At 63.3% G+C, this 22,921-nt stretch carries 20 protein-coding genes and 1 other RNA gene; 10 read left to right on the plus strand and 11 right to left on the minus strand.

The genetic code is table 11. The features are described 5' to 3' along the window. The first annotated feature begins 70 nt into the window (after positions 1-70). Positions 71-868, plus strand: a complete 798-nt coding sequence (locus tag ACYG9Y_RS07110) for an ATP-binding cassette domain-containing protein (RefSeq protein ID WP_023739842.1) — start codon at positions 71-73, stop codon at positions 866-868. Continuing rightward, the gene (locus tag ACYG9Y_RS07115; RefSeq protein ID WP_023739841.1) at positions 865-1,902 is read left to right on the plus strand and encodes an ABC transporter permease; all 1,038 of its coding nucleotides are present in this window, start codon (positions 865-867) and stop codon (positions 1,900-1,902) included. The genes ACYG9Y_RS07110 and ACYG9Y_RS07115 overlap by 4 nt, the downstream gene beginning before the upstream one ends. A gap of 318 nt (positions 1,903-2,220) precedes the next feature. On the opposite strand, the gene ACYG9Y_RS07120 is transcribed toward ACYG9Y_RS07115, so the two are convergent. Then, positions 2,221-5,007 (minus strand): ATP-dependent helicase, encoded by a 2,787-nt coding sequence (locus ACYG9Y_RS07120; RefSeq protein WP_023749131.1) that lies wholly within the window; start codon positions 5,005-5,007, stop codon positions 2,221-2,223. 284 nt (positions 5,008-5,291) lie between these two features. Between ACYG9Y_RS07120 and ACYG9Y_RS07125 the strand changes: the two genes are divergently transcribed. Next, positions 5,292-7,604, plus strand: a complete 2,313-nt coding sequence (locus tag ACYG9Y_RS07125; protein ID WP_023739840.1) for a glucose/quinate/shikimate family membrane-bound PQQ-dependent dehydrogenase — start codon at positions 5,292-5,294, stop codon at positions 7,602-7,604. 157 nt (positions 7,605-7,761) lie between these two features. After that, on the plus strand, positions 7,762-7,920 hold the full coding sequence (locus tag ACYG9Y_RS07130; protein WP_023714759.1) for a hypothetical protein: 159 nt from the start codon (positions 7,762-7,764) through the stop codon (positions 7,918-7,920). Positions 7,921-8,371: 451 nt separating this feature from the next. On the opposite strand, the gene ACYG9Y_RS07135 is transcribed toward ACYG9Y_RS07130, so the two are convergent. Continuing rightward, positions 8,372-8,623 (minus strand): hypothetical protein, encoded by a 252-nt coding sequence (locus tag ACYG9Y_RS07135; protein WP_023749132.1) that lies wholly within the window; start codon positions 8,621-8,623, stop codon positions 8,372-8,374. A 166-nt stretch (positions 8,624-8,789) separates the two neighbouring features. On the opposite strand from ACYG9Y_RS07135, the gene ACYG9Y_RS07140 reads away from it, so the two are divergent. Beyond that, positions 8,790-9,695: a dienelactone hydrolase family protein gene (locus ACYG9Y_RS07140; protein ID WP_023739837.1), complete on the plus strand. Its 906-nt coding sequence runs from the start codon at positions 8,790-8,792 to the stop codon at positions 9,693-9,695. A 3-nt stretch (positions 9,696-9,698) separates the two neighbouring features. On the opposite strand, the gene ACYG9Y_RS07145 is transcribed toward ACYG9Y_RS07140, so the two are convergent. The 4 genes from ACYG9Y_RS07145 to ACYG9Y_RS07160 all read right to left on the minus strand — a co-directional run bounded on the left by ACYG9Y_RS07145 (position 9,699) and on the right by ACYG9Y_RS07160 (position 12,382). After that, a complete protein-coding gene (locus ACYG9Y_RS07145; protein ID WP_023668313.1) occupies positions 9,699-10,148 on the minus strand; it encodes a response regulator in 450 nt (149 codons plus the stop codon). Then, positions 10,145-11,293, minus strand: coding sequence for a histidine kinase dimerization/phosphoacceptor domain -containing protein (locus ACYG9Y_RS07150; RefSeq protein WP_023739836.1), 1,149 nt, complete (start codon positions 11,291-11,293; stop codon positions 10,145-10,147). The genes ACYG9Y_RS07145 and ACYG9Y_RS07150 overlap by 4 nt, the downstream gene beginning before the upstream one ends. Before the next feature lie 259 nt (positions 11,294-11,552). Further along, positions 11,553-11,750, minus strand: coding sequence for a hypothetical protein (locus ACYG9Y_RS07155; protein WP_013531006.1), 198 nt, complete (start codon positions 11,748-11,750; stop codon positions 11,553-11,555). 146 nt (positions 11,751-11,896) lie between these two features. Next, positions 11,897-12,382: a thioesterase family protein gene (locus ACYG9Y_RS07160; protein ID WP_023739835.1), complete on the minus strand. Its 486-nt coding sequence runs from the start codon at positions 12,380-12,382 to the stop codon at positions 11,897-11,899. A 102-nt stretch (positions 12,383-12,484) separates the two neighbouring features. Here ACYG9Y_RS07160 and ACYG9Y_RS07165 point away from each other — a divergent pair, with 102 nt between their 5' ends. From ACYG9Y_RS07165 to ACYG9Y_RS07175, 3 genes are all read left to right on the plus strand, one after another. Beyond that, positions 12,485-13,894, plus strand: a complete 1,410-nt coding sequence (locus ACYG9Y_RS07165; RefSeq protein ID WP_023696996.1) for an FAD-binding oxidoreductase — start codon at positions 12,485-12,487, stop codon at positions 13,892-13,894. A gap of 20 nt (positions 13,895-13,914) precedes the next feature. Next, a complete protein-coding gene (locus ACYG9Y_RS07170; RefSeq protein ID WP_023739834.1) occupies positions 13,915-14,394 on the plus strand; it encodes a hypothetical protein in 480 nt (159 codons plus the stop codon). A 153-nt stretch (positions 14,395-14,547) separates the two neighbouring features. After that, a complete protein-coding gene (locus ACYG9Y_RS07175; RefSeq protein ID WP_023739833.1) occupies positions 14,548-18,486 on the plus strand; it encodes an AsmA family protein in 3,939 nt (1,312 codons plus the stop codon). A gap of 7 nt (positions 18,487-18,493) precedes the next feature. Here ACYG9Y_RS07175 and ACYG9Y_RS07180 read toward each other — a convergent pair whose 3' ends face one another. The 4 genes from ACYG9Y_RS07180 to ACYG9Y_RS07195 all read right to left on the minus strand — a co-directional run bounded on the left by ACYG9Y_RS07180 (position 18,494) and on the right by ACYG9Y_RS07195 (position 20,301). Then, entirely contained in the window at positions 18,494-18,715 is a 222-nt protein-coding gene (locus tag ACYG9Y_RS07180) for a ribbon-helix-helix domain-containing protein (protein ID WP_023699587.1), read from the minus strand. Between the two features lie 13 nt (positions 18,716-18,728). After that, complete coding sequence (locus ACYG9Y_RS07185) at positions 18,729-18,923, minus strand: DUF4169 family protein (RefSeq protein ID WP_023699586.1); 195 nt, start codon at positions 18,921-18,923, stop codon at positions 18,729-18,731. Positions 18,924-18,941: 18 nt separating this feature from the next. Continuing rightward, on the minus strand, positions 18,942-19,487 hold the full coding sequence (locus ACYG9Y_RS07190; RefSeq protein ID WP_023667419.1) for an SspB family protein: 546 nt from the start codon (positions 19,485-19,487) through the stop codon (positions 18,942-18,944). Positions 19,488-19,617: 130 nt separating this feature from the next. Continuing rightward, positions 19,618-20,301: a TetR/AcrR family transcriptional regulator gene (locus tag ACYG9Y_RS07195; RefSeq protein ID WP_023668320.1), complete on the minus strand. Its 684-nt coding sequence runs from the start codon at positions 20,299-20,301 to the stop codon at positions 19,618-19,620. Between the two features lie 188 nt (positions 20,302-20,489). On the opposite strand from ACYG9Y_RS07195, the gene ACYG9Y_RS07200 reads away from it, so the two are divergent. Continuing rightward, positions 20,490-21,695 (plus strand): multidrug effflux MFS transporter, encoded by a 1,206-nt coding sequence (locus ACYG9Y_RS07200; protein ID WP_023667417.1) that lies wholly within the window; start codon positions 20,490-20,492, stop codon positions 21,693-21,695. A gap of 212 nt (positions 21,696-21,907) precedes the next feature. On the opposite strand, the gene ssrA is transcribed toward ACYG9Y_RS07200, so the two are convergent. Further along, positions 21,908-22,266: a transfer-messenger RNA gene (gene ssrA / locus ACYG9Y_RS07205) on the minus strand. A 168-nt stretch (positions 22,267-22,434) separates the two neighbouring features. Between ssrA and ACYG9Y_RS07210 the strand changes: the two genes are divergently transcribed. Further along, positions 22,435-22,746 (plus strand): DUF2853 family protein, encoded by a 312-nt coding sequence (locus ACYG9Y_RS07210; RefSeq protein ID WP_023739832.1) that lies wholly within the window; start codon positions 22,435-22,437, stop codon positions 22,744-22,746. The last annotated feature ends 175 nt before the right edge of the window (positions 22,747-22,921 follow it).

Below are 22,921 nucleotides of genomic sequence, written 5' to 3' on the forward strand. Positions count from 1 at the left end.
CTGGGCGCAAGCCCGGCCGGCAGGACCGCCGGCACCAGGCCGGGATGATACCACAGGAGCGAGGATCGCCATGGCCGAACGCATCATCGAACTGCGCGACATCAGCAAATCCTATGGCCAGGTCTATGCGCTGGGCGGGGTCAATCTCTCGGTCGACCGCGGCGAGGTGGTCGGCTTGATCGGTGACAATGGCGCTGGCAAATCGACGCTGATCAAGATCCTGTCCGGCGTCGTCAAGCCGACCAGCGGCGAGATCCTGGTGCGCGGCAAGCCGGTGACCGGCTGGAGTGCGGCACGCTCGCGCGACGCCGGCATCGAGACGGTTTTCCAGGACCGGGCGCTGGCCGTGCAGCAGACCATCGTGCGCAACATCTTCATGGGCCGCGAACTCACCGGCTTCATGGGCTTTCTGAAGGTCAATAAAGAGATAGAGGAGGCGAGCCGGCTGATGCGCGAGATCGGCTTTACCTCGAAGGTGTTCACGCCGCATTCGATCGTCGGCCAACTCTCCGGCGGTGAACGCCAGGGCGTGGCGATCGCGCGCGCCATCTACAAGCAGGCCGAGCTGATCATCCTCGACGAGCCGACGACGGCGCTGTCGCTGACCGAGACCGCCAAGGTCTTTCATTTCGTGCGCCAGGTGCGGGCGAGTGGCCGCTCGATCCTGTTCATCGGCCACAACATCCACCATGTCTTCGACATCGCCGACCGCTTCGTTGTGATTGACCGCGGCAAGGTGGCGCTGACCGCCGATCGCACCGAGGTCAAGTCGGCCGAAGAGCTGATCAATTTCATGGAAGACGTTGCGCATCCCGGAGGATTGCCGGGGCTGCACGAGGCCGGCGACGCGGAGAGGTCAGCACGATGAGCAAGACCATGGAACCCGATCTGCAGAGCCCTCTCGGCGGCAAGGCCCGACCCGAGTGGAAGCACCCGTCCGATCACTGGCTGCGCGGTTTCGTCATTGACAACCGCGCAGCGCTCGGCACGCTCGCCGTGTTCATCATCATGATGGCGGCGTTCCTGATCGCCAACCCGACCGTGTTCACCACCTGGTATCTCTACAGATCCGTGCTGACCACGCTGCCGGTTGCGCTGTTCGTGGTGGTGCCGCTGGTCTTCGTCGTCACCTGCGGCGAGATCGACCTGTCGTTTCCCGCAACCATGGGCTTTGCCTCCTGGGTGTTCGCGCTGGTGGTGCAGGCCGGCTATGATCCGTTCCTCGGCATCGCAGCCTCACTCATCACCGGCATGCTGCTCGGCTTTCTCGTCGGATCGCTGGTCGTCTATGGCGGGCTGTCGTCGCTGATCGCCACCCTCGGCATGAACTTCCTGCTGCGCGGCCTGATCCAGATCATCAACGAGGGCAGGTCGACGGCATTGACCGGTCTCAGCGACAGCTGGGCGTATACCATCTTCTCCAGTCAGGTGTGGGGTTTTCCGGTACAGGTCTTCTGGGCGCTCGCCTTCGTCATTTTGTCGGCAATGCTCTACAACCGGCACCGCTTCGGCGCGCAGGTGAGGGTGGTCGGCGACAACCCCGACAGCGCCCAGCAGATGGGCATCGACGTCAAACGCGTGCGGGTGAAAGTGTTCATCTTCACCGGCATTGGGGCCGCGATCGCCGGTACGTTCTCGGTGATGATCAACTTCACCTGGTGGCCGACCGCGGGCGACGGCTATCTCCTGCCGGTGCTGGCTTCGGTGTTCGTCGGCGGCACGCCGACCTGGGGCGGCATCGGCACGGTCGCCGGCGGCGCGATCGGCGCGGTCACCGTGTCGTTCATCCAGACCGGCGTCGTGGCGGCGGGCCTGAGCGGCTTCTACGTCCAGTTCTTCAACGGGCTGATCATCATCCTGTCGCTGCTGGGGCACAAGTGGAACCAGGCGCGGTACAGGTGAGGGGCGGGCTAAATTGACGGGGACGCTCATGTTGCGGACCGCATGCCCCGACGACTGGGCAGACGCCCGTCGCTTCGTCATTCTAGGGCGGAGCAGGAGCGAAGCTCCGTCGCGTAGACCCTGGAATCCATTCCGCGACCTTGGAGTGCAGCTGCGCAGGATTCCGCACCGTGGCAACGCGTTGAAGACGCGGGATGGATCCTCGGGTCTACGCTGCGTCGCTACGCTCCTTGCTCCGCCCGTGGATGACGAGGCGGGGAGGGCTCCGCCAGACTACAACAATGTGGTCGCTTGTAGGACAACAGGACAAGCGGGCGCTCACACCGCCGCCACAAACCCGTCCAGCACGCGTTTCTGGCCGGCTTTGTCGAAGTCGATGGTCAGCTTGTTGCCTTCGATGTTGGAGATGTTGCCGTTGCCGAATTTCTGGTGGAAGACGCGGTCGCCGACGCTGAAGGGCGACGGCGTGTCGGCGACGGATTTGGCGACCAGTTCGCCGTCGATGGTGCGGCCTTTGACCGAGGTACGGCCGGCGCCGTAGCCGGAGTCGGTCTCGCCATAGCCGATGCGCTCGACCTGGTGGCCGGAGCGCGAGCCCCAGTTGCGGTCGGTCGCCTCGGTGCGGTTGGCCTGCGCGCGCTGCCAGCCCGGCGTCGCATAGGTGTTGGAAAAGGCGCCGGATTTTTCCGCACCGACATTGTCGAAGCGCGAGGCGCCGTAAGGGTTCTGCCGTCCTGCGCCCTGGCCGCCACGGCCCGACGCAAAAGAACCGCCGCCATAGGAATTGCCGTAGCCGCCATAGGAGTTGCCGCTTTCGGCGACCTCGACATGGGCTTCCGGCAGTTCGTCCAGAAAGCGCGACGGAATGGTCGACTGCCACAGGCCGTGGATGCGGCGGTTGGAGACGAACCACAGATGCAGGTTCTTCTTGGCCCGGGTCAGGCCGACATAGGCGAGACGGCGCTCTTCCTCCAGGCCGGAGCGGCCGCCTTCGTCCAGCGCGCGCTGATGCGGGAACAGGCCTTCCTCCCAGCCGGGGAGAAAAACCGTCTCGAATTCGAGGCCCTTGGCCGAATGCAGGGTCATGATGTTGACGGCATCCAACTCGGCATTCTGCTCGGCGTCCATGACCAGGGCGACATGTTCGAGGAAGGAGCGCAGCGATTCGTACTCCTCCATCGAGCGGATCAGCTCTTTCAAGTTTTCCAGCCGGCCCGGCGCCTCGACCGAACGGTCGTTCTTCCACATGTCGGTGTAGCCGCTCTCCTCCAGAATGGTCTCGGCGAGTTCGGTGTGCGGCGTGGTTTCCAGCGCCTTCTGCCAGCGCTCGAAATTGGCCGCCACTTCGCGCAAGGCCGCGCGCGGTTTCGGCTTCAGCTCGTCGCTTTCCGCAAGCTTGGCGGCTGCCTCCAGCATCGGGATGCGCAAGCTCCGCGCCGTGTCGTGGATCTGGCGGATGGTGGCTTCACCCAGGCCGCGCTTGGGGACATTGACGATGCGCTCGAAGGCGAGGTCGTCGGCGCCCTGCGCGACGACGCGGAAGAAGGCCAGCGCATCGCGGATTTCCATGCGCTCATAAAAACGCGGGCCGCCGATGACGCGGTAATTGAGGCCGAGCGTGACGAAGCGGTCTTCGAATTCGCGCATCTGGAAGGAGGCGCGGACCAGGATGGCCATGTCGTTCAGCTTGTGCTTGGCACGCTGGTAGGTCTCGATGGTTTCGCCGACGGCGCGGGCTTCCTCCTCGGAATCCCAAGCGGCGTGAACATGCACCTTCTCGTCGTCCTCGGCGACCTTCTCGGTGAACAGCGTCTTGCCGAAGCGACCCTCATTGTGGGCGATGAGGTGCGAGGCGGTGCCGAGGATGTGCGCCGTCGAGCGGTAGTTGCGTTCCAGCCGGATGATGGTGGCGCCCGGGAAATCCTTGTCGAAGCGCAGGATGTTGTCGACCTCGGCGCCACGCCAGCCATAGATGGACTGGTCGTCGTCGCCGACGCAGCAGATGTTGACTTTGTTTTCGCTCACGGGCCGTTCCGCGCCTGCCGGCGCAGGCCCTCCGCCCCCTCTTTTTTGCGCGCCTTCGGCGTCGCGGGAGTCGCCTCGCAACGGCTCGGACGCCTGGTCGGGCTTGCGGCCTTCGGCCGAGCGCGCTTTACCCTCCCCTGGATGGGGAGGGTCGCCGCGAAGCGGCGGGGAGGGGTGACTGGCGCCGGCGCTGCCACCCCCACCCGCGCCGCTACGCGGCGCGACCTCCCCCATCGAGGGGGAGGTAGGTCTTTGCGCCAGGAGCCGCAGCCACATGTATTGCGCGGTGTTGGTGTCCTGGTACTCGTCGACGAGGATGTATTTGAAGCGCTTGTGGTAGTCCTTCAGCACGTCCGGATTGGCGCGGAAGATGCGGATAGGGTGGCAGAGCAGATCGCCGAAGTCGCAGGCGTTCAGGGTCTTCAGCCGCTCCTGATAGGCCTTGTAGAGTTCCCGGCCCTTGCCGTTGGCGAAGCTGCGGGCATCGCCCTCGGCAATGTCGGCGGGGCCTTGGCCCTTGTTCTTCCAGCCGTCGACCATCTGCGCGAACTGCTTGGCCGGCCAGCGCTTGTCGTCGAGGCCTTCGGCCTGGATCAGCTGCTTGATCAGCCGTACGACGTCGTCGGTGTCGAGGATGGTGAAATCGGATTTGAGCCCGGCCAGCTCGGCGTGGCGGCGCAAGAGCTTGACGCCGATGGAGTGGAAGGTGCCGAGCCACGGCATGCCCTCGACGGCTTCGCCGACGAGATGGCCGATGCGCTGCTTCATCTCGCGCGCGGCCTTGTTGGTGAAGGTCACCGCCAGGATCTGCGAGGGGAAAGCCCTGCCGGTGGCCAGGATATGGGCGATGCGGGTGGTCAGCACGCGTGTCTTGCCGGTGCCGGCGCCGGCCAGCACCAGGACCGGGCCTTCGGTGGTTTCCACCGCCAGCCGCTGCTCGGGGTTGAGGCCGTTGAGATAATCGGGCGCGCTGTTGGGGCCGCTGCGGGCCGCCATGGCGCGCGCCGCTATGCCCGACGGGGCCGCGGGCCGCGCATTGGGTTCGTCGAAAAAGGGCATGTCTTCCGCAAAGCCGGACATCTCCCCCGAATGTAGTGATTCGGGAGCGAAAGACCAGAAGTGTCTACGTTTTGTTCTGCTTTGGAAGTGAGATTCTGGGGCGCAGTGCGAATTTCGTCGTCCCGACGCCCGACAATGTCGTGGAGGTGCTGCAGCGTGGGAGCGGAATGAAGTCGAGCGTTTGCTCTCGCCTTATGCTGGCAGGGCCAGCTTGACACACGCGGCCTGGGGGAGAAAGCTGGCGACAGGGCAGGGGCGGCTGCCCGTGAGGCGCTGCAAAGCGCATCAGTCGAAGGAGTATCGTCTTGGCTGTCGTCATCACCTCCCTCATCCTGTTCCTCATCGGCCTCGCACTTGGCGGCGGCGGCGTCTGGCTCGCGATGCTCGGCGGCAGCTGGTACTATGTCGTCACCGGTCTCGCCTTCCTGATCGCCGCATGGCTGCTCTTCCGGCGCAAATCGACGGCGCTCTGGCTCTACACGGCGATCGTGCTCGGCACGCTGGCCTGGGCGGTGTGGGAAATCGGCTTCGACTGGTGGGAACTCGGACCGCGCGGCGGCATCATCGTGCTTCTGGCGCTGTGGCTGCTGACGCCTTGGGCAAGGCGGGGCCTGACCGGCCCCGACGCGCGAGCGCCGCTCATTCTGGCCGTGCTCGCTTCGCTCGCCGTCGCCGGTTATTCGATGACGGCCGATCCCAAGGACATCGCCGGCGACCTCAGCGCCGACAAGGTGACGCCGACTGCCGATCTCGGCGGCAACGTGCCTCCGGGTGAATGGCACTTCTATGGCCGCACGCAATTTGGCCAGCGCTATTCGCCGCTCGACCAGATCACGCCCGACAATGTCGCCAAATTGCAGCCGGCCTGGACCTACCAGACCGGCGACGTGAAAGGGCCGGACGATGTCGGCGAAACCACCTATCAGGTGACGCCGCTGAAGGTGGGCGACTCGCTCTATATCTGCACGCCGCACAATTTCGCCATCGCCATCGATGCCGCCACCGGCAAGGAGAAATGGCGTTTCGATCCCAAGATCAAGCTCGACAAGGACCGCCAGCACCAGACCTGCCGCGGCGTGTCCTATTATGCCGATGCCAAGATCGCCGCCGGCCAGCCTTGCGCGACGCGCGTCTATCTGCCGACCTCGGATGCGCGGCTGATCGCGCTCGACGCCGCCAACGGCCAGGTCTGCCCGACCTTCGCAGAGGCCGGCACGCTCGATCTGTTGACCAACATGCCGTATCCGAAGTCGGGCTATTATTACTCGACCTCGGCGCCGCTGATTGCCGGCGGCAAGATCATCATCGGCGGCGCGGTCAACGACAATTATTCGACGCAAGAGCCGTCCGGCGTCATCCGGGCCTTCGACGTCGACACCGGCGCCCTGGTGTGGAACTGGGATTCCGGCAATCCGGACCAGACAACGCCGCTGGCGGCAGGCCAGACCTACACCCACAACTCGCCCAACATGTGGTCGACGGCAAGCGCCGACGAGAAGCTCGGCCTGCTCTATGTGCCGCTCGGCAACCAGACGCCGGACCAGCTCGGGATGGGCCGCAGCGCCAATGTCGAGAAGTTTTCCTCCTCGATCACCGCGCTCGATCTGGCCACCGGACAAGTGCGCTGGGTGCGGCAGACCGTGCATCACGACCTCTGGGACATGGATGTGCCGGCACAGCCGACCCTGGTCGACATCACCACCGCTGTCGGCGTCGTTCCGGGCCTGGTTGGACCGACCAAGCAGGGCGACCTCTACGTGCTCGACCGGCGCAGCGGCGAGCCGATCATCCCGATCAAGGAAGTGCCGGCGCCGGGCGGCGCTGTCGAGGGCGATCACACGTCGCCGACGCAGCCGGTCTCGGATCTCTCCTTCAATCCGAGGCCGCTGACCGGCGCCGACATGTGGGGCATCACCATGTTCGACCAGCTGGCCTGCCGGATCGAATTCCAGGGTCTGCGCTACGAGGGCCGCTATACCCCGCCATCGGTGCAGGGCTCGCTGGTCTATCCCGGTAATTTCGGCACCTTCAACTGGGGCGGCGTCGCCGTCGATCCGGTGCGGCAGGTGATGTTCGGCATGCCGACCTATCTGGCGTTCAAATCGCAGCTCATTCCGCGCGACCAGGTGCCGCCCCCGGATGAGGGGCGCGGCAGCGAGCAGGGGCTGAACCGCAATGAGGGCGCACCCTATGCGGTGGTGATGGGGCCGTTCCTGTCGCCGCTCGGCGTGCCCTGCCAGGCGCCGCCATGGGGCTATGTGGCGGGAGCGGACCTCAGAACCGGCAAGATCGCCTACAAGCACCGCAACGGCACCGTCTATGACATGACGCCGTTGCCCTTGCCGCTGAAGGTCGGTGTTCCCGGCATTGGCGGGCCGATGATCACCGCCGGCGGCGTCGTCTTCCTGGGCGCGGCGGTCGACGACTATCTGCGCGCCTATGACCGGACATCGGGCAAGCAGCTCTGGCAGGCCAGGCTGCCGGCCGGTGGGCAGTCGACGCCGATGACCTACACCGTCGCCGACGGCCGCCAGTTCGTGGTCATCGTCGCCGGCGGCCACGGCTCGGTCGGCACCAAGCCCGGCGACTATGTGATGGCCTATACGCTGCCGAAGTAGCAGCGATGTGACTTAGCTGGGTGGTCGGCCCGGCAGATATTCTGGCAATGTCGCGCCGCCCCTCATCGCGCGGGAATTGTCGGTCTGGCTGACCTAGAATTGCCGCCAGAAGATGCGCATCCGAAAATTCCATTCGAGCAAACACATGAGCAACCGAATGAAACAGCCATCCCGGAACCAGCCAACGACGCCGACCCGATCCGAATGCGAGGTGTTCCTGGAGACGGCTCGGCAGCTTGAAGCCGACGAAAAGAAGTCCGCCGCCAATGCTCTAATGGGCAAGCTGGCGCACCGCCCGCGCCAAAACCAAAACTAAAGCCGATAGGGCGGAAGATCGCGCGGGCGAAGGCGTCTGATGCGGTAGCCAAGCGACGGATATGAGAAATGTGGGGTCTGCTCTGGGAGTTCTATGCGACGCCCGAATGCTTTGCGATTCGGCTCTTTCGGTTGCTGCCGATCTATCGGTTGAAAACGACGAACGTCGTCGCCGCACACGTCATCGAAGGTCGTTTCAATTTCCCCGCTATCTTGAATCGAGGCTCGCATCCTTGGAATACCGTCACCATCGGCAATCGTTGGCCTCGAAGGTGGGTCTTAGTCGAAAAGCGGTGGTGGCCCCGGTTCCTAGCGATCACGCCGAAAAACCCGGATGAGTTCGCAGCGGTTCTAATCCACAAGGTCTAGCGCTGGGACCTCTCTATGGCTCATGTTTGTAAAGTATATAGTCGCCGTAGTTTATAAGTTCACGGCCTCGGTAAGGCGCTCGCTTATCGGGCTTTCGAACGACGCCGGTCGACGCGGACCTTCACCATCCGAGCGGCGGCTGTGGCAGCAGCGGAGCGCATTGCCAGCAGGGCAGCAACAGCAAGCACGAGCGCGCTTGCAAGGATCGGAGTGGACAAGGTCATGGCGTTGTTCCTTCTCGTCGGGCTCGCCGCTACGGCGAGACCATCATCAGCTTCCTTCCATATTGTGGCGGCACCATCGAAATTCTCTGAAATGACCAAAATGTGATGCACGCGCCGATTTCCGCCAGCCGCCGCATCGTTCGATGGCGCAAGCGTCACCCATCCGTGACTGGACCATGCGAGCCTCCACCCTATCTTGACCCTCGAGGTCAACCCGGAATGACCGCAAGGTCATTTCCAGGTGACCGTGAGATCATCTCCTAACGAGGAGCACGCCATGACGAAACCCACCGCCGAAGCCGTCAAACCTGCCAAACCTGCCATCACCCAGGCGATGATCGATGCCTATGACGAATACACGCATCTGACGCTCGACCGCCGCCGCTTCATGGAGCAACTGACCAGGCTTGCCGGATCGGGCGCGGCGGCGGCCGCGATCGCGCCGCTGCTGGCGGCGAATTCGGCGCAGGCGACTATCGTCGCCGACAACGATCCGCGCGTGAAGGCTGAAGATATCACCTATTCCGGCAGCAGCGGTGAGATGAAGGGCTATCTGGTCAGGCCGGCGGACCAGTCCGGCAAGCTCGGCACCGTCATCGTGGTGCATGAGAACAGGGGGCTCAACCCGCATATCAAGGATGTGGCGCGGCGCGTTGCGCTGGAAGGGTTCGTGGCGCTGGCCCCGGATTTCCTGTCGCCGCTCGGCGGCACGCCCGCTGACGAAGACAAGGCGCGCGACATGTTCACCAAGCTCGACGCCAGCCAGGTCACCGCCGATGGCCTGGCGACCATCGCCTATCTCAAGGGCGAGAAGGACGGCAACGGCAAGGTCGGTGCTGTCGGCTTCTGCTGGGGCGGCGGCACGGTCAACAATCTGGCGGTCAACGCGCCCGATCTCGCCGCCGGCGTCGCCTATTACGGCATGCAGCCGAAGGCCGAGGATGTGGCGAAGATCAAGGCGGCGCTGTTGCTGCACTATGCCGGCCTAGACGAGCGCATCGACGCCGGCATCGATGCCTACAAGAAGGCGCCCGACGCCGCCCATGTCGAATACACCGTCTATGTCTATGACGGCGTCAACCATGCCTTCAACAACGACACCTCGGCCGCGCGCTATGACAAGAAGGCAGCCGATCTCGCCTGGGGACGGACGATCGCTTTCCTCAAGGAGAAGCTGGCGTAAGCTTCAGGCCGCCGACGACGCCCATACGCTTTCATAGGCCGGCGACAGCGTAAAACCGGCCGGCAGCACCGAGACCGGGGGCGGGCGCCGCACGCCCTCCTGCAGATAGCGCAACGCCGACACCAGTCCGTTCATCGTGTAGGGCTTGGCGATGACGCCGATCGCGCCGGCGAAATGGTCGGGGATGCGTTTTGGATTGGCGGTCATGAACACCACCATGGAACGGTTACCCTCGCGGATATGCTCGGCAACCTCGACCCCGGTTGGTCCGTCGGCGAGGTGGATATCGACAAAGGCAATATCGGCATCGGCGGTATCAATCATACCTCTTGCTTCGGCCAACGATGTCGCCCAACCCACAACGCTGTGGCCGGCTTCCTCGACGAGGCTTTCCAGTTCCATCGCCAGCAACGCCTCATCCTCGACGATCAGGACCTTGAGCGGTTCGTTCATGACAGCTTCCCTTTCTGCTGCGGTTCGTTCGGCATCGAGATGACGACCTTTGTGCCCGGGCCGGCGTCGCGCCATTCGATGTCGGCATGCAACTGACGGGCAAGCGACTTGATCAGCCGCATGCCGAAAGAAGCATCGCCACTGGCCTCGGCCATGCCGACGCCGTCATCCGAAACCTCGATGTTGAAGTGGCCGTCGGGCTGGCTCATCTTGATGCCGATGCGCCCCGCGGTGGTGCCGTCCGGCTTTTCCTTGAAGGCATGCTTCAGCGCGTTGGTGACAAGCTCATTGACCATCAAGGCAACAGGCGTGGCTTTTTCGGCCGGAATGACGATGGGTTCGAGGTCCAGCGTCGGCTTGATCTCGGCGCGCCCCGATGCGGTCAGCAGGTCGGTGACCAGATCCCTGGCGAAATCCGAGACATCGAAGCGGCTGACATCCTTTGACTGGTAGAGACGGCGATGCACAGTGCTCAGCGCCTCGATGCGCTCCAGCATGGTGGTCAGGGATCGCTTCGTCGCTTCATCCTTGATTGCCCGGCTTTGCATGATGATCAGCGAGGAGATCATCTGCAGGTTGTTTTTCACCCGATGGTCGACCTCGTGCAGCAGCGTGGTCTGCGCCTCAAGGGCGGCCTCAAGCTCGCGTGTGCGTTCCTTGACAGCCTTTTCAAAACGGTTCTTGTCGGCGGTGATGCGATCCTCCGAGCGCTTGCGATCCGAGACGTCGAGCTGTGAGGCAAAGAAGAACAGGAGTTCGCCTTTGTCGTTGGAAACCGGGCTGATGTAGAGCGCATTCCAGAACGTCGAGCCGTCCTTGCGGTAGTTCAACAGATCGATGGCGATATCGGTTCCCGCTGCTATCGCGTCGCGCACGCTATCCACAGCTGCCTTGTCTGTCTCTGGCCCCTGCAGGAAGCGGCAGTTCTTGCCCATGACCTCGTCGCGCTCGTAGCCGGTCAGGCGCAGGAACGCGTCATTGGCAAAGACGATCGGATTGTCCGCCTGACGGGGATCGGTGATGACCATCGACATGCGGGTGGCGCGGATGGCGGCCGCGAACGGATCGCCCTTGCCGTGCTCGGCATGCAGATTGTCCGTCATGTGCCATGCGTCGGCCGGTTCCCTGGTCCTTTTCCAGTCCATGCTTTCACTCCAAGCCGTTTTTCAGGGGTCACAACGGCTTAGACGTGGAATTGGTTCAATCTTGATCTTCTTGTCGCAGGCAGCCGTTTGCGAAACCGAATCGCCGGTTGCGCAAACTGTCGAAATGAACGGTTTTTGAAGGTTGTCGGATGCAGCCGATTCGCTGAAAGCGGGGCTGGCGCAGACCTTTGGAAATAATCAGATCGCACTTGTCCGTGGCGGCGCTCGCCGGTGTCGGCTTCTCAGAGCAGGGGAAACGTCAGGCGTGGCCACGCTTCATGCGCGCCTGCTTCAGGATGGCGCGCCAGCGGATCATGTCGAAGGGGATAGGCTCGTTGTTGTTGGCGATGTGGAAGATCTCGTTGTTGACGTTCTTCAACGAGCGCCAGAAATCATAGTCGGTGATGCGCGGATCGGCAGCCAGCCTGTCCACCTCGACCTTGATGTCGGTTTTCATGCACGTTCCTCGAACCGCCTGTTGCCCGCCGCCCGCATCGCAACTCGCATGGCACCGTTCTCAAACGGTCCGCTGAGTCGTTCAATGGCTCAAATGGCTTGTTCACGTTAAAACCTTGGTAAGGTTAACGCGGGCGCGGCAGCGCTTCAAGCGGTCCTGGGGCGAATACCGATCGAACGGCCGGCCCGCTCGGGCATCGGCAGTGCAGAATGGGCGGCGCGCATGGCTTCCACCTTGGCCTGCACATCGGCGGGGAAGGGCGCGACTTTCGGCCCGGACATGTCGACATGCAGCGACAGGGTTTCGGAGGTGGCGGCAAGCCAGCCATCGACATGGCGGATTTCCTGGTAGGCCCTCAGCCGCTTGTCGTCGTGATCGATCAGCTGGAAGGATACGACGACCTTGTGTTCGAGGTGCAGTTCCTGGACATAGCAAACATGGACTTCGGCCGTGTAGATGGTCAGGCGCCGCTCTTTGACATAGTCCAGCCCCATGCCCATCGCCTCGAACGCCTCATCCGAGCAGCGGTCGAACAACACGTTGTAATAGGCCATGTTGAGATGGCCGTTGTAGTCGATCCAGTCGTTCTCGATGTCCATCGGTTTGGAAACGAAGGGGGCAGGGATGGGCATGGAAAGTTCCTTGTTCTGGTGCTGGACAGAGCGCGGCAGTCGAGACTACGCATCCATAATCGCATAACAAGCGTGGACGCTGGTCCATTCGCGGAGGAATTCATGGCTCTGAGCGACCTCAATCCGGTCGAACGCAACGAGGAAGGCATCGCCGCCGTGCTCGGCATTCTCAAGCAGCAGCTCGGCGAACGCTTCCAGACAGGCGCGGCGATCCGCTCGCAGCATGCGCATACCACCACCTATATCCCGACGCAGGCGCCTGACGGTGTCGCGTTCCCGGAGACGACAGAAGAGGTGCAGGAGATCGTACGTGCCTGCGCCGCGCACCGCGTGCCGGTCATCGCCTTCGGCGTCGGTTCCTCGCTGGAGGGCCACACCAACGCGCCGGGTGGCGGCATCTCGGTCGACACCTCGCGCATGAACCGCATCCTGTCGGTCAACCCCGAGGATCTCGACTGCACGGTCGAGCCTGGCGTAACGCGCGAGGATTTGAATCGGCACCTGCGCGATACCGGCCTGTTCTTCCCCATCGATCCCGGCGCCAATGCTTCGCTCGGCGGCATGGCGGCAACGCGGGCCTCCGGCACCAATGCGGTGCGCTACGGCACGATGCGTGAAAACGTGCTGTCGCTGACGGCCGTCATGGCCGATGGCGAGACGGTGACGACCGGCAAGCGGGCGAAAAAGAGTTCGGCCGGCTACGATCTGACGCGGCTTCTGGTCGGCTCGGAAGGCACGCTCGGCATCATCACCTCACTGACCTTGAAGCTGCAAGGCATTCCGCAGGCGATCTCCGGCGGCGTCTGCCCGTTTCCAAACCTCGAGGCGGCCTGCAACGCGGTCATCGCGACCATCCAGATGGGCATTCCGGTGGCGCGCATCGAACTGGTGAATGGACTGCAGATGCGGGCGATGAAGAATTACTCGAAGCTCGATTACCCCGAGAGCCCGTGCCTGTTCGTCGAGTTCCACGGCAGCGATGCCGGCGTCGCCGAACAGGCCGAAACCTTCGGTGCCATTGCTGAAGACAATGGCGGCGGGCCATTCCTTTGGACCAGCGTCGCCGAGGAGCGCACGAAACTCTGGAAGGCCAGGCACGATGCTTATTGGGCGTCGCTGACGCTGCGGCCGGGCACCAAGGGCCTGTCGACCGATGTCTGCGTGCCGATCTCGCGGCTGGCCGAATGCGTTGCCGAAACCGAGGCCGACATTGCCGAGATGGGCCTGGTTGCGCCGATCGTCGGCCATGCCGGCGACGGCAATTTCCATGTGCTGGTGCTGATGGATGTCAACGACCCCAAAGAGATCGCGCTGGCGGAGAAATTCGTGGCGCGGCTGAACATGCGGGCGATCGCCATGGACGGCACCTGCACCGGCGAACACGGCATCGGCCAGGGCAAGATCGGCTTCCTGCGCCATGAGCTCGGCCATGGTGTCGACATCATGCGCTCCATAAAAAAAGCGCTCGACCCGCAAGACATCATGAACCCGGGCAAGATATTACCTGCATAGCCGAAATGTGAGGAGCGGCAATGGATACCCTGATTATAAGGGCATCGCTTGGCAAGACACTGTTACTGCTGTCGGCCAGCCTCTTCTTTGTCCTGGCCTGCGCTTTCCTGATTTATGTCTCCGAGGACGGCGACACCGCCGGCCTTTGGTGGTGCGTGGCCTTTTTCGGGCTGGTCGCGTTGGTGTTTGCCTGGCAGCTTGTGCGGCCGCAGATTCTGGTGCTGAACGGACAAGGTTTCAGTCTCGGCGGAGGCCTTGTTCGATCGCCCAAGCTGGTCCCCTGGAAGGATATCGAAAGCTTCTTCGTCGTCCATCGCCGGCGCAGAATCGGCGATATGATCGGGTACAATTTCGCACCGGGGGTCAACAAAAGCTCCGTCATGGGCAGCGTGACCAAAAGCCTGGGCGCCGAAGCCGCATTACCCCAGGGCTGGACATTGTCGCCCGAGGAGATGGTGGTGCTGCTGAACGAATATCGCCGACGGGCGGTGGCGGGTTAGTCTGTTGCATGTCGGCCGGCACGCAGTCACAGGCGTCCGAAATCTCTGCTCGTCCAGATACAGAGATCAAGCAACTCTGGATGAATTGCCTCTTTATCGACACGCTGATGCGGGTAGAGTGCGGCTGACTTTCAATCAACCCGTTCGGAGCTGATGCTCGCACGCCTGTTCGTGATCTTCGGTGGCTTGTTTGTGCTGGTGCTGGTTGCGGCGCTGGTGGTGCCGTATTTTGTCGATTGGACCGGGTACCGCGCCCAATTCGAGCGCGAGGCGAGCGCCATTCTCGGCCGCAAGGTGACGGTGCAAGGCGACGCCACGGCGCGGCTGTTGCCGTTCCCCTCGGTGACCTTCTCAAACGTCACGGTCGCCGGCGGCCCCGGCGGCCAGCAGGCAATGACCGTCGAGACCTTTTCGATGGACGCGGAACTGGCGCCGTTCCTGCGCGGCGAAGTGCTGATTTTCGACATGCGGCTGGTGCATCCGAAGGCGACGATCGACATCGCCGATAACGGCACGGTCGACTGGGCGATACGGCCGTCCTCGCCCTTCGACCTCAACCAGATCTCGATCGAGAAGCTGACGGTGACGGAGGGAGAAATTGCGCTCCGCCATGCCGCAGGCGGGCGCAGCCATCTGATTTCCGAGATCAATTCGACCATCTCTGCCAAGTCGCTGGCCGGGCCGTGGCGCATGGACGGAACGTTGCTGCTCGATGGCCTGCGTTCGACGGTTGCGGCTTCGACCGGCAAGGCCGAAGGCAGCGGCCAGATGCGGCTGAGGCTCAAGGTCGATCCCGATGCCTATCCACTGGTCATCGAAACCGACGGCAATGCCGGCATCGTCAATGGGGCTGCCGTCTATTCCGGCCAGTTCAAGATTTCCGGCAACGACAAAAACAGCGCCGAACTGCGCGGCAGCGATGGCGAGAGCGTCAAAATCAGCGCCGGCAAACCCGATCCGGGCTTCCGGCTGAACGGCAAGTTCTCGCTCGACCACCAGAAGCTTGGCGTCGACGAATTCCGCTTCGAGACCGGGCCGCTCGACAATCCCTACACAGCCGACGGCAAGGCTTCGGTCGATCTCGGCCTTAGGCCGAACTTCGCCATCGAGGCCAATGGCGCGCAGGTGCAACTGGACGAGGCGGTGGGCGCTGAGAAGGGCGCCGGCCTGACGCTGGACCAGCGCATTGCCGGAATCGAGCAGGCGCTGCTCGAACTGCCGAAGCCGAGCATCCCCGGCACTGTCGAGGTCAAGCTGCCGGCGGTGGTGGCTGGCGACACCACGGTGCGCGACGTGCATCTCTCGGCCGAGCCGGTCGAGGGCGGCTGGTCGGTGAAATCGCTGGCCGCGACCTTGCCCGGGCGCACGACGCTGGAAGCCAGCGGCATGCTCAGCGTCGAAGATCATTTCGGTTTCAGCGGCTCCATGCTGCTGGCGGTGGCGCAGCCTTCCGGCTTTGCTGCCTGGTTGTCCAAAGATGTCGACGAGGCGATCCGCCGGCTGCCGGCCGCCGGCTTCAAGGCCAAGGTGGACCTGTCGGAGAAGCGCCAGGCGTTCAGCGATCTCGAACTGATCCTCGGCAAGTCGAAGTTCACCGGCCGCATCGATTCCAGCCAGCCCGACGACGCCAAGTCCTCGGTGCTGATGCGGCTCGAGGGCGGCGAACTCGATGTCGACGGGCTGACGGCCTTCGCCTCGATCTTCGTCAGCGACAAGGGCGCCAACCGCTTTTCCGACCGTGACCTCGATTTTCAGATCAAGGCAGGGCCGGTCAATGCCGGCGGGCTCACCGCCGACACGGTCGATACCGCGCTCCGGCTCCGCGACGGGCTGCTCGAAATCGACCGGCTGTCGATTGGCGGCCTTGCCGGCGCCTCGATCAGCGCCACCGGCCGGATCAAGGATTTTCCGGCAAGCCCGACCGGCAAGCTCGATGCCTCGGTGGTCGCCGTCGATCTGAAGCCGCTGATCGACATTGCCGCGCAACATTATCCCGACAATCAGGTGCTGAAGGGGCTGGCTGGCCGCACGGCCGCCTATCCTGAACTGTTCCAGGACGCGCGCGTCGATCTGGTGGCGAGCGCCGCCGATAATGGCGACGGCACCACCGGGCTGGCGGTGAGCGGACAAGGCAAGACCGGCGGTTCGGCCTTTTCGGCGTCGCTGTCGGGCAAGGGGGCCGTCGGCCAGTTGCTCGACGCGCCGGTGACGCTGACCTTCAACGCCAAAAATCCCGACGCCACCGTGCTGCTGGCGCTCTACGGCCTGCCGGCGCTGCCGCTCGGCATGCTCGGCCAGGCAAGCACCGATATTTCGGCCAAAGGCACGTTTGGCGGCGGCCTGGCGACGAGCTTCAATTTCGCCGCCGACGACTTCAAGGCGACGTTCGACGGCACCGTTGCCCAGACACCGCAAGGCACCACCGCCAAGGGCAAGATCGGCCTCGACGCCTCCGACATCGAGCCTTGGCTGATGACGACCGGCGCCGGCCTGCCGGGCATGGGAACGGGCACCTCGACCTCGCTCAGCGCGGATGCCGATTTCGGCAATGGCCTGCTGGTGTTGAGCGGTCTCAGCGGATCCATCAACGAGTCGGAGATTTCGGGCGACGTCAACATCGATGCGAAGCAGGGGCTGCCGCATTTTGCCGGTGCGCTGGCGCTCGACGAACTGGACCTCGACCCGATTGCGGTTGCGCTGTTCGGTGACCAGTCGTTCCTCAGCAGCAACGCGAACTGGCCGACGGCGCCATTCAGCCAGAAATCCAGCCTGCCGTTCAGCGCCGATCTCGATCTGACGACGGCGACGCTTGCCGCCGGACCGCTGGCGACAGCCTATGATGCGTCGCTGTCGTTGAAACTGGACCAGGAAGGCATCCGCGTTTCGGACCTGAAGGCAAAACTGCTCGGCGGCGCGCTCACCGGATTGTTCGAGTTGAAGAACACAGACGGCACGGGGCTGTTCTCCGGCCAGATGAGGCTTGCCGGCGCCGACCTGGCGACTGTGCTGCCGGCTGCCGGATTGAGTGGCAACGGCGATTTCTCGACAGGGCTGTCGACCAGCGGCAAATCGGTCGACGCGATGATTGCCGCACTCTCCGGCTCGGGCACGGCGGCGCTGAAAGGCCTCACCATTGCCGGCGTCAATCCCGACGCCTTCGGCGCGTTGATTGCCAGGGCCGATGCGATCGGGCGCGACATCGACGTGGCCAAGACCGCGGGCTTTGCACCTGAGATCGCTGGCGACGGCAGCTTTGCTGCCGGCGATGCCGACATCGCCTTCACGGTCGCCGGCGGCACGTTGCGGGCACCACCGATCAAATTCGAAAACCAGGCGGCGACGCTGTCTGCCGACATCACGGCCGACCTCAACACCGGCACCGTCGCCACCAAGGGCGCTGTCACCTACAAGCCTGGCGACGAGGCGCTGATCGGCTCCGATCCGACGGTCAATTTCAGCGTCGATGGGCCGTTCGGGGCGCTGAAGAAGCAGTTCGACAGCGAGCCGCTGGCGCAATTTTTGACCCAGCGCGCGCTGGAAAAGGAGCAGCAGCGGGTCGAGGCGATGCAGGCCGCACTGCTCGAGAAGCAGCGGCTGCGGCGCGAGGTGCGCTACTACGCCGCCCTGCAGACCGAGCGCGACAACGCCGCCGAGGAATTGCGCAAGCAGGAGGAAGCGGCACGGCTCAAAGCCGAGGCCGACGCCAAGGCGAAGGCACAGGCCGATGCGAAGGCACAGGCCGAAGCGGATGCCAAGGCCAAGGCGGATGCCGAAGCAAAGGCCGATGCCGATGCGAAAGCGCAGGCAGAGGCTGACGCAAAGGCCAAGGCAGATGCGGACGCGAAAGCCCAGGCGGAAGAGCAGGCTGCCGAAGACGCCGCCAAGGCCGAGGACGAACGGAAGAAGGCCGAACAGGCTCGGATCGCTTCGCAGGAAAAAGCCAGGCTGGAGGCCGAGCGCAAGGCTCAGGAGCAGGCGCCGAAGGTCGACCGCTCACTTCCCGGTGTCAGTGACGGTTCGGCCCCGGCGCAGCCGAAGCCCAGGACAAATCCGTTCTCGGTCGACAATTTGCTGAAGTCGCTGGGCAATTAAGAACCATTCAGACCGCGCCGCGCTTGGCCCAGTCCAGCACGTGGAGCCTGAGCGCAGAGGACAGGTTCGCATCGCGCGGTCTTGTTTCGTCGATTTCGGCGACCAGGGCAGCAAGCGTCAGCTTGCGCGCGGCGGCGATGGCGAGGAGATCGTCGTAAAAGGGTTTTTCGAGGGAATAGCTGGTGCGATGGCCGCGGATGGTCACGGAGCGTTTTTCGACCGGGCTCACCGCAGGCGGTCCATCAATCGCCCTGGTCTTCCGGGCGTTCGCGGCGGTGGCCGGCGACGAATTTTTCGGCCTTGTCCAATGTCAGACGGTCACGAGTTCTTTCGGCTTTGGAACGGCCGTGCAGAGCGCGGTTCTCGCCGGCGAGCTTTTCCTTTTCGGTGCGCGCCTTCTGCTTGCGGACCTGGCGAAGGTTGACGATTTCGCCCATGTCGCGCCGACCGTCCCGCTACTTCTTGCGGAAGGCGTCGAGCGACACGACGTCGGCGCCCTTGCCGGCGGCGGCATCGGCCACGGCGGGCTTTTTCTCCGCCTCAGTGGCAGCTGCCTTCTTCTCGGCCTTCGGCTTTTTCTCGGAGACGATAGCCAAAGGCTCGGCAGCCGGCTGGGCGGCTGCATCGTCTTCCGCCGGGACGTCGGTCTTAACGTCGAATTCGAGTTCGAAATTGACCGATGGGTCGTAGAAGCCGCGTACGGCCGAGAACGGGATTTCCAGCTTCTCCGGCACGTCGGAGAAGGACAGCCCGACCTCGAAGCCGGTATCGGTCACCTTGAGGTCCCAATACTGGAACTGGATGACGATGGTCATCTGTTCGGGATAGCGCTCGCGCAGCCTGGAGGACACCCGCACGCCCGGCGCGCCGGTCAGGAATGTGATGAAGAAATGATGATTGCCGGGAAGGCCGGTGCGCGCGACTTCGGCCAGGACCTTGCGCATGACGCCGCGCAATGCCTCCTGGGCCAGAATGTCGTAGCGGATGTGGTCGTCGGCCATGTGCTGGTCGGGTTCCGTTGAATCGTCCGCATAGCTGTAATCAAGCTTGAGCGCGGCGTAAACCGGATATAGATCGCTGATGCGCCGAAGCGAAGCCCGTAACGGACGATTTGATCGCCGGCTTTGACGTTCAGGCGCTGGCCAGCTGTTTTTCCACCGCTGCCGCTGATCTGCGCTTGCCGAAGGCGCGCAGGAATGTGCGCACGCCGTGGGTGGCGGATTGCAACACTTCGTCTTCCGACGGCATGCCGCCTAGCATGAAGGTGGTCTGCAGTTCGGCGTTGGCTAGCGCCAGGAACTGGCGTGCGGCGACATCGGGATCGTCGACCGCGAGATGGCCGGCATGGGCGAGGCGGGCAAAACGGGCGGCAAGTGCGGGCCAGGTCCGGCCCGGCCCTTGGTCGCGCCATTCTGCGAAGAGCTCGGGATAGCGCTCGCCTTCGGTCTGGATCAGCTTGCGCAGGAAGCGTCCGTCGCGGTTGCAGATGCAGTTCTGATTCATGCGCACGGCAAAGCCGATCAGGTCGGCTTCCAGATCCTTCGGCTGGTCTGGGAAAGAGGCGAAGGTGGCGAAGATGCCGGCATTGCAGCGCTCCGTCAGATCGCGCACCACAGCCATGAAGAGCTTTTCCTTGTCGCGGTGGTGATTGTAGATGGTCTGGCGTGACACGCCGGCCTCCACCGCGATCAGGTCGATATTGGCGCCGGCAAAGCCTTCCCGGCAAAAGACCGAAGCCGCCGCATCGATAATCGACATACGCTTGGCCTCGTGGCCGCGTGGCGGGAAAATGTCAGGAGAAACGGCAAGCTTCATTGAAATCTATATAGAGGTGATTGACGAATTAGACAAGGCTGTCTAAATTTGTGGACACAATAAATGGGGAATTCGCTCCGTAGAGACGAATAATCTCGCTCTGAGCCGTCGGATTTCAACGGGATGGAACGTCCTAGGGTTAGTCGTCGCGTTGGCGGCGCCAACCAGACTTGAAAGAAGCCTTTATCATGAGTCCCAAATTCCTCCGCATCGCGGTCGTGCTCGGCCTGTTGTCCGCTATCGGCCCCTTCGCTATCGACATGTATCTGCCGGCGTTGCCTTCGATCGGCGAAGATCTGCATGCCGGCACCGCCGCCGTTCAGATGAGCCTTTTGATCTTCTTCCTGTCGATGGGCTTCGGCCAGATCGTCGTCGGACCGATCTCCGACATGGTCGGCCGCAAGCTGCCGCTTTACGGCGGCCTCGCGCTGTTCATGGTCGGCGGCATTGGTTCGGCCATGAGCCCGACCATCGAATGGCTGATCGCCTTCCGCTTCCTGCAGGGGCTGGGCGCCAGCGCCGGCATGGCGGTGCCGCGCGCCATCGTGCGCGACCTGCACACCGGCACCGAAGCCGCCAAGCTGATGTCGCTGCTGATGCTGGTGTTTTCGGTGTCGCCGATCCTGGCGCCGCTGACCGGCAGCCAGATCATCGAGAATTTCGGCTGGCGCGCCGTGTTCTGGACGGTGACGGGCGCGGCCCTGCTGGCCACCATTCTGCTGGCGACCTCGCTGAAGGAGACGCGGCCGGCGGAAGAACGCGTCGGTTCCTCCTTCGGAACCGCACTCGCCGGCTATCGCTTCCTCATGGGTGACCGCAATTTCCTCGGCCTGGTGGCGATCGCCGGCTTCGGCATCGCCAGCTTCTTCGTCTACCTCTCGAGTTCGTCCTTCATCCTGATCGACCATTACGGGCTGTCGCCTTCCGTCTACAGCGTGTTCTTCTCGATCAATGCGGTGGCCTTCATCGGCATGTCGCAGCTGACGGGACTGCTGTCGGAGCGCTTCGGGCTGAAGCGCGTCGTCTGGGTGGCGGTAACCGGCTATGCCACGACGATGGTTGTGCTGTTCGCAGTCATGGCGACCGGCGTCGACCGGCTCGATGTGATGGCGGCACTGCTGTTCGTCGGCTACGGCTTCCTTGGCCTGGTCATCCCGACGACGTCGGTGCTGGCCATGGAAGAGCATGGCGAGATCGCCGGCACGGCCTCGGCGCTGATGGGCACACTGCACTTCGCCATCGGTGCGCTGGCGATGGGCGTCGCCGGCATCTTCTTCGACGGCACCCCGCTGCCCATGGTGGCCGGCATCACGCTCTGCGCCGTAATCTCGTTCACGCTGGCCAAACTGACGCTCGGCCGCTCGCGCGAAGCCGTTGAAGCGCCGGCCGAGTAATCTGACCGCAATCGACCGGAAAGGCCGGGTCATCCCGGCCTTTTTCACGTCTGGGGTAATCCGGCCCCGGCCAGAACCACGGCCTTCGACCGACGCCAGCGGCAAATTGCACCAGCTCATGGCTCAATTTGGTGTAGGCTTCGCGTCCCATCGTCATGCGAAATCCGGCCAGCAGCAGCCGGCATTGAGCGTACGATATCGAGGAGGGGAGAAGTGGAGGTTTCTGTTGCCAGGTACCTCCGAACCCCGCCTAGAAGTGCGAACCTCTAGGGCTTGATTTGAAGCTATCGCACCGCTTACGCGGCGAGACGTGCTTCCGCATAGTTGTCATTTGCAACTACAGGTTTAGCCCGATGACGGTGGTACCATGCCGGGCAAAAGTACGATCTTTACACCTTCGTCGATCCTATTTCGCCCCCAGCAACAGCCGCTCTGATCACAGAGCGGTTCTTGGTGGAGGCGCCGGGTACCGCCCCCGGGTCCGAACGGCTTATTACATCGCCCATTTATCGCCATAGTCGGTCAAGCCGACAAAACGAATATAGGGGGGCGGCGCACAAAATGAAAGGCCGCAATGGCACTTCTTGGCCGCACCAAACTGCGGCGCCGAGGGTTGACTCGCGCGCGGTCTCAACCGAAGCTTTGCGATGGTGAGGACCATCGACATAGCGCACAAGTTGCGGCAGCGCGCCACAGCCCTCATCGATCGGATCCCGTGGCGCCGACATGGGGAAATTTGATGGCCGATTATCTCGCAGACGTGAAGAAATACGACGCCGCCGCAAATGCCGATGCGGTTGCCAAGATTGTGAAACATCTGGGCATTGCATTGCGCAACCGCGATTCCTCGCTGGTATCCTGCACCGACCCCAAGGAATTGGAGCGCGTCAAGACCAACTGGGTTGCCAAGAAACTCGGCGTGACCGACGGGGCGAAAGCCGACTCGGCGATCGAGAAGACCTGCAAGGCGTTGGCCGCCGACAGCTCCAAGAGCCGCGTGACTTTCTACTATCTGGTCGCCAAGGATCTGGGCAAGCTCGGCTCTTTGTGAAGATTACTGCCGATCGGCAAAGCGCGCGTTTGATTTGCTCCTCTCCGGGGGTCAGCACCGCCCCTCATTGCCCTGCCGGGCATTTCTCCCCGTATAGTGACGGGGAGAAAGGGCTGATGTCCGAACCGGATAGATAGGTAACAGAATGGACCGATAGCATGGGTGACAGTTTTCT

This window comes from Mesorhizobium sp. W050 (assembly GCF_054719535.1).

What these genes read in the sequence shown, in the direction of transcription:
- ACYG9Y_RS07140 (WP_023739837.1), top strand. Translation starts at nt 8,790, where the DNA reads ATGACGAAACCCACCGCCGAAGCCGTCAAACCTGCCAAACCTGCCATC.
- ACYG9Y_RS07190 (WP_023667419.1), bottom strand. Translation starts at nt 19,487, where the DNA reads ATGGCCGACGACCACATCCGCTACGACATTCTGGCCCAGGAGGCATTG.
- ACYG9Y_RS07185 (WP_023699586.1), bottom strand. Translation starts at nt 18,923, where the DNA reads ATGGGCGAAATCGTCAACCTTCGCCAGGTCCGCAAGCAGAAGGCGCGC.
- ACYG9Y_RS07145 (WP_023668313.1), bottom strand. Translation starts at nt 10,148, where the DNA reads ATGAACGAACCGCTCAAGGTCCTGATCGTCGAGGATGAGGCGTTGCTG.
- ACYG9Y_RS07155 (WP_013531006.1), bottom strand. Translation starts at nt 11,750, where the DNA reads ATGAAAACCGACATCAAGGTCGAGGTGGACAGGCTGGCTGCCGATCCG.
- ACYG9Y_RS07110 (WP_023739842.1), top strand. Translation starts at nt 71, where the DNA reads ATGGCCGAACGCATCATCGAACTGCGCGACATCAGCAAATCCTATGGC.
- ACYG9Y_RS07200 (WP_023667417.1), top strand. Translation starts at nt 20,490, where the DNA reads ATGAGTCCCAAATTCCTCCGCATCGCGGTCGTGCTCGGCCTGTTGTCC.
- ACYG9Y_RS07120 (WP_023749131.1), bottom strand. Translation starts at nt 5,007, where the DNA reads ATGTCCGGCTTTGCGGAAGACATGCCCTTTTTCGACGAACCCAATGCG.
- ACYG9Y_RS07150 (WP_023739836.1), bottom strand. Translation starts at nt 11,293, where the DNA reads ATGGACTGGAAAAGGACCAGGGAACCGGCCGACGCATGGCACATGACG.
- ACYG9Y_RS07160 (WP_023739835.1), bottom strand. Translation starts at nt 12,382, where the DNA reads ATGCCCATCCCTGCCCCCTTCGTTTCCAAACCGATGGACATCGAGAAC.
- ACYG9Y_RS07210 (WP_023739832.1), top strand. Translation starts at nt 22,435, where the DNA reads ATGGCCGATTATCTCGCAGACGTGAAGAAATACGACGCCGCCGCAAAT.
- ACYG9Y_RS07115 (WP_023739841.1), top strand. Translation starts at nt 865, where the DNA reads ATGAGCAAGACCATGGAACCCGATCTGCAGAGCCCTCTCGGCGGCAAG.
- ACYG9Y_RS07175 (WP_023739833.1), top strand. Translation starts at nt 14,548, where the DNA reads ATGCTCGCACGCCTGTTCGTGATCTTCGGTGGCTTGTTTGTGCTGGTG.
- ACYG9Y_RS07130 (WP_023714759.1), top strand. Translation starts at nt 7,762, where the DNA reads ATGAAACAGCCATCCCGGAACCAGCCAACGACGCCGACCCGATCCGAA.
- ACYG9Y_RS07165 (WP_023696996.1), top strand. Translation starts at nt 12,485, where the DNA reads ATGGCTCTGAGCGACCTCAATCCGGTCGAACGCAACGAGGAAGGCATC.
- ACYG9Y_RS07195 (WP_023668320.1), bottom strand. Translation starts at nt 20,301, where the DNA reads ATGAAGCTTGCCGTTTCTCCTGACATTTTCCCGCCACGCGGCCACGAG.
- ACYG9Y_RS07170 (WP_023739834.1), top strand. Translation starts at nt 13,915, where the DNA reads ATGGATACCCTGATTATAAGGGCATCGCTTGGCAAGACACTGTTACTG.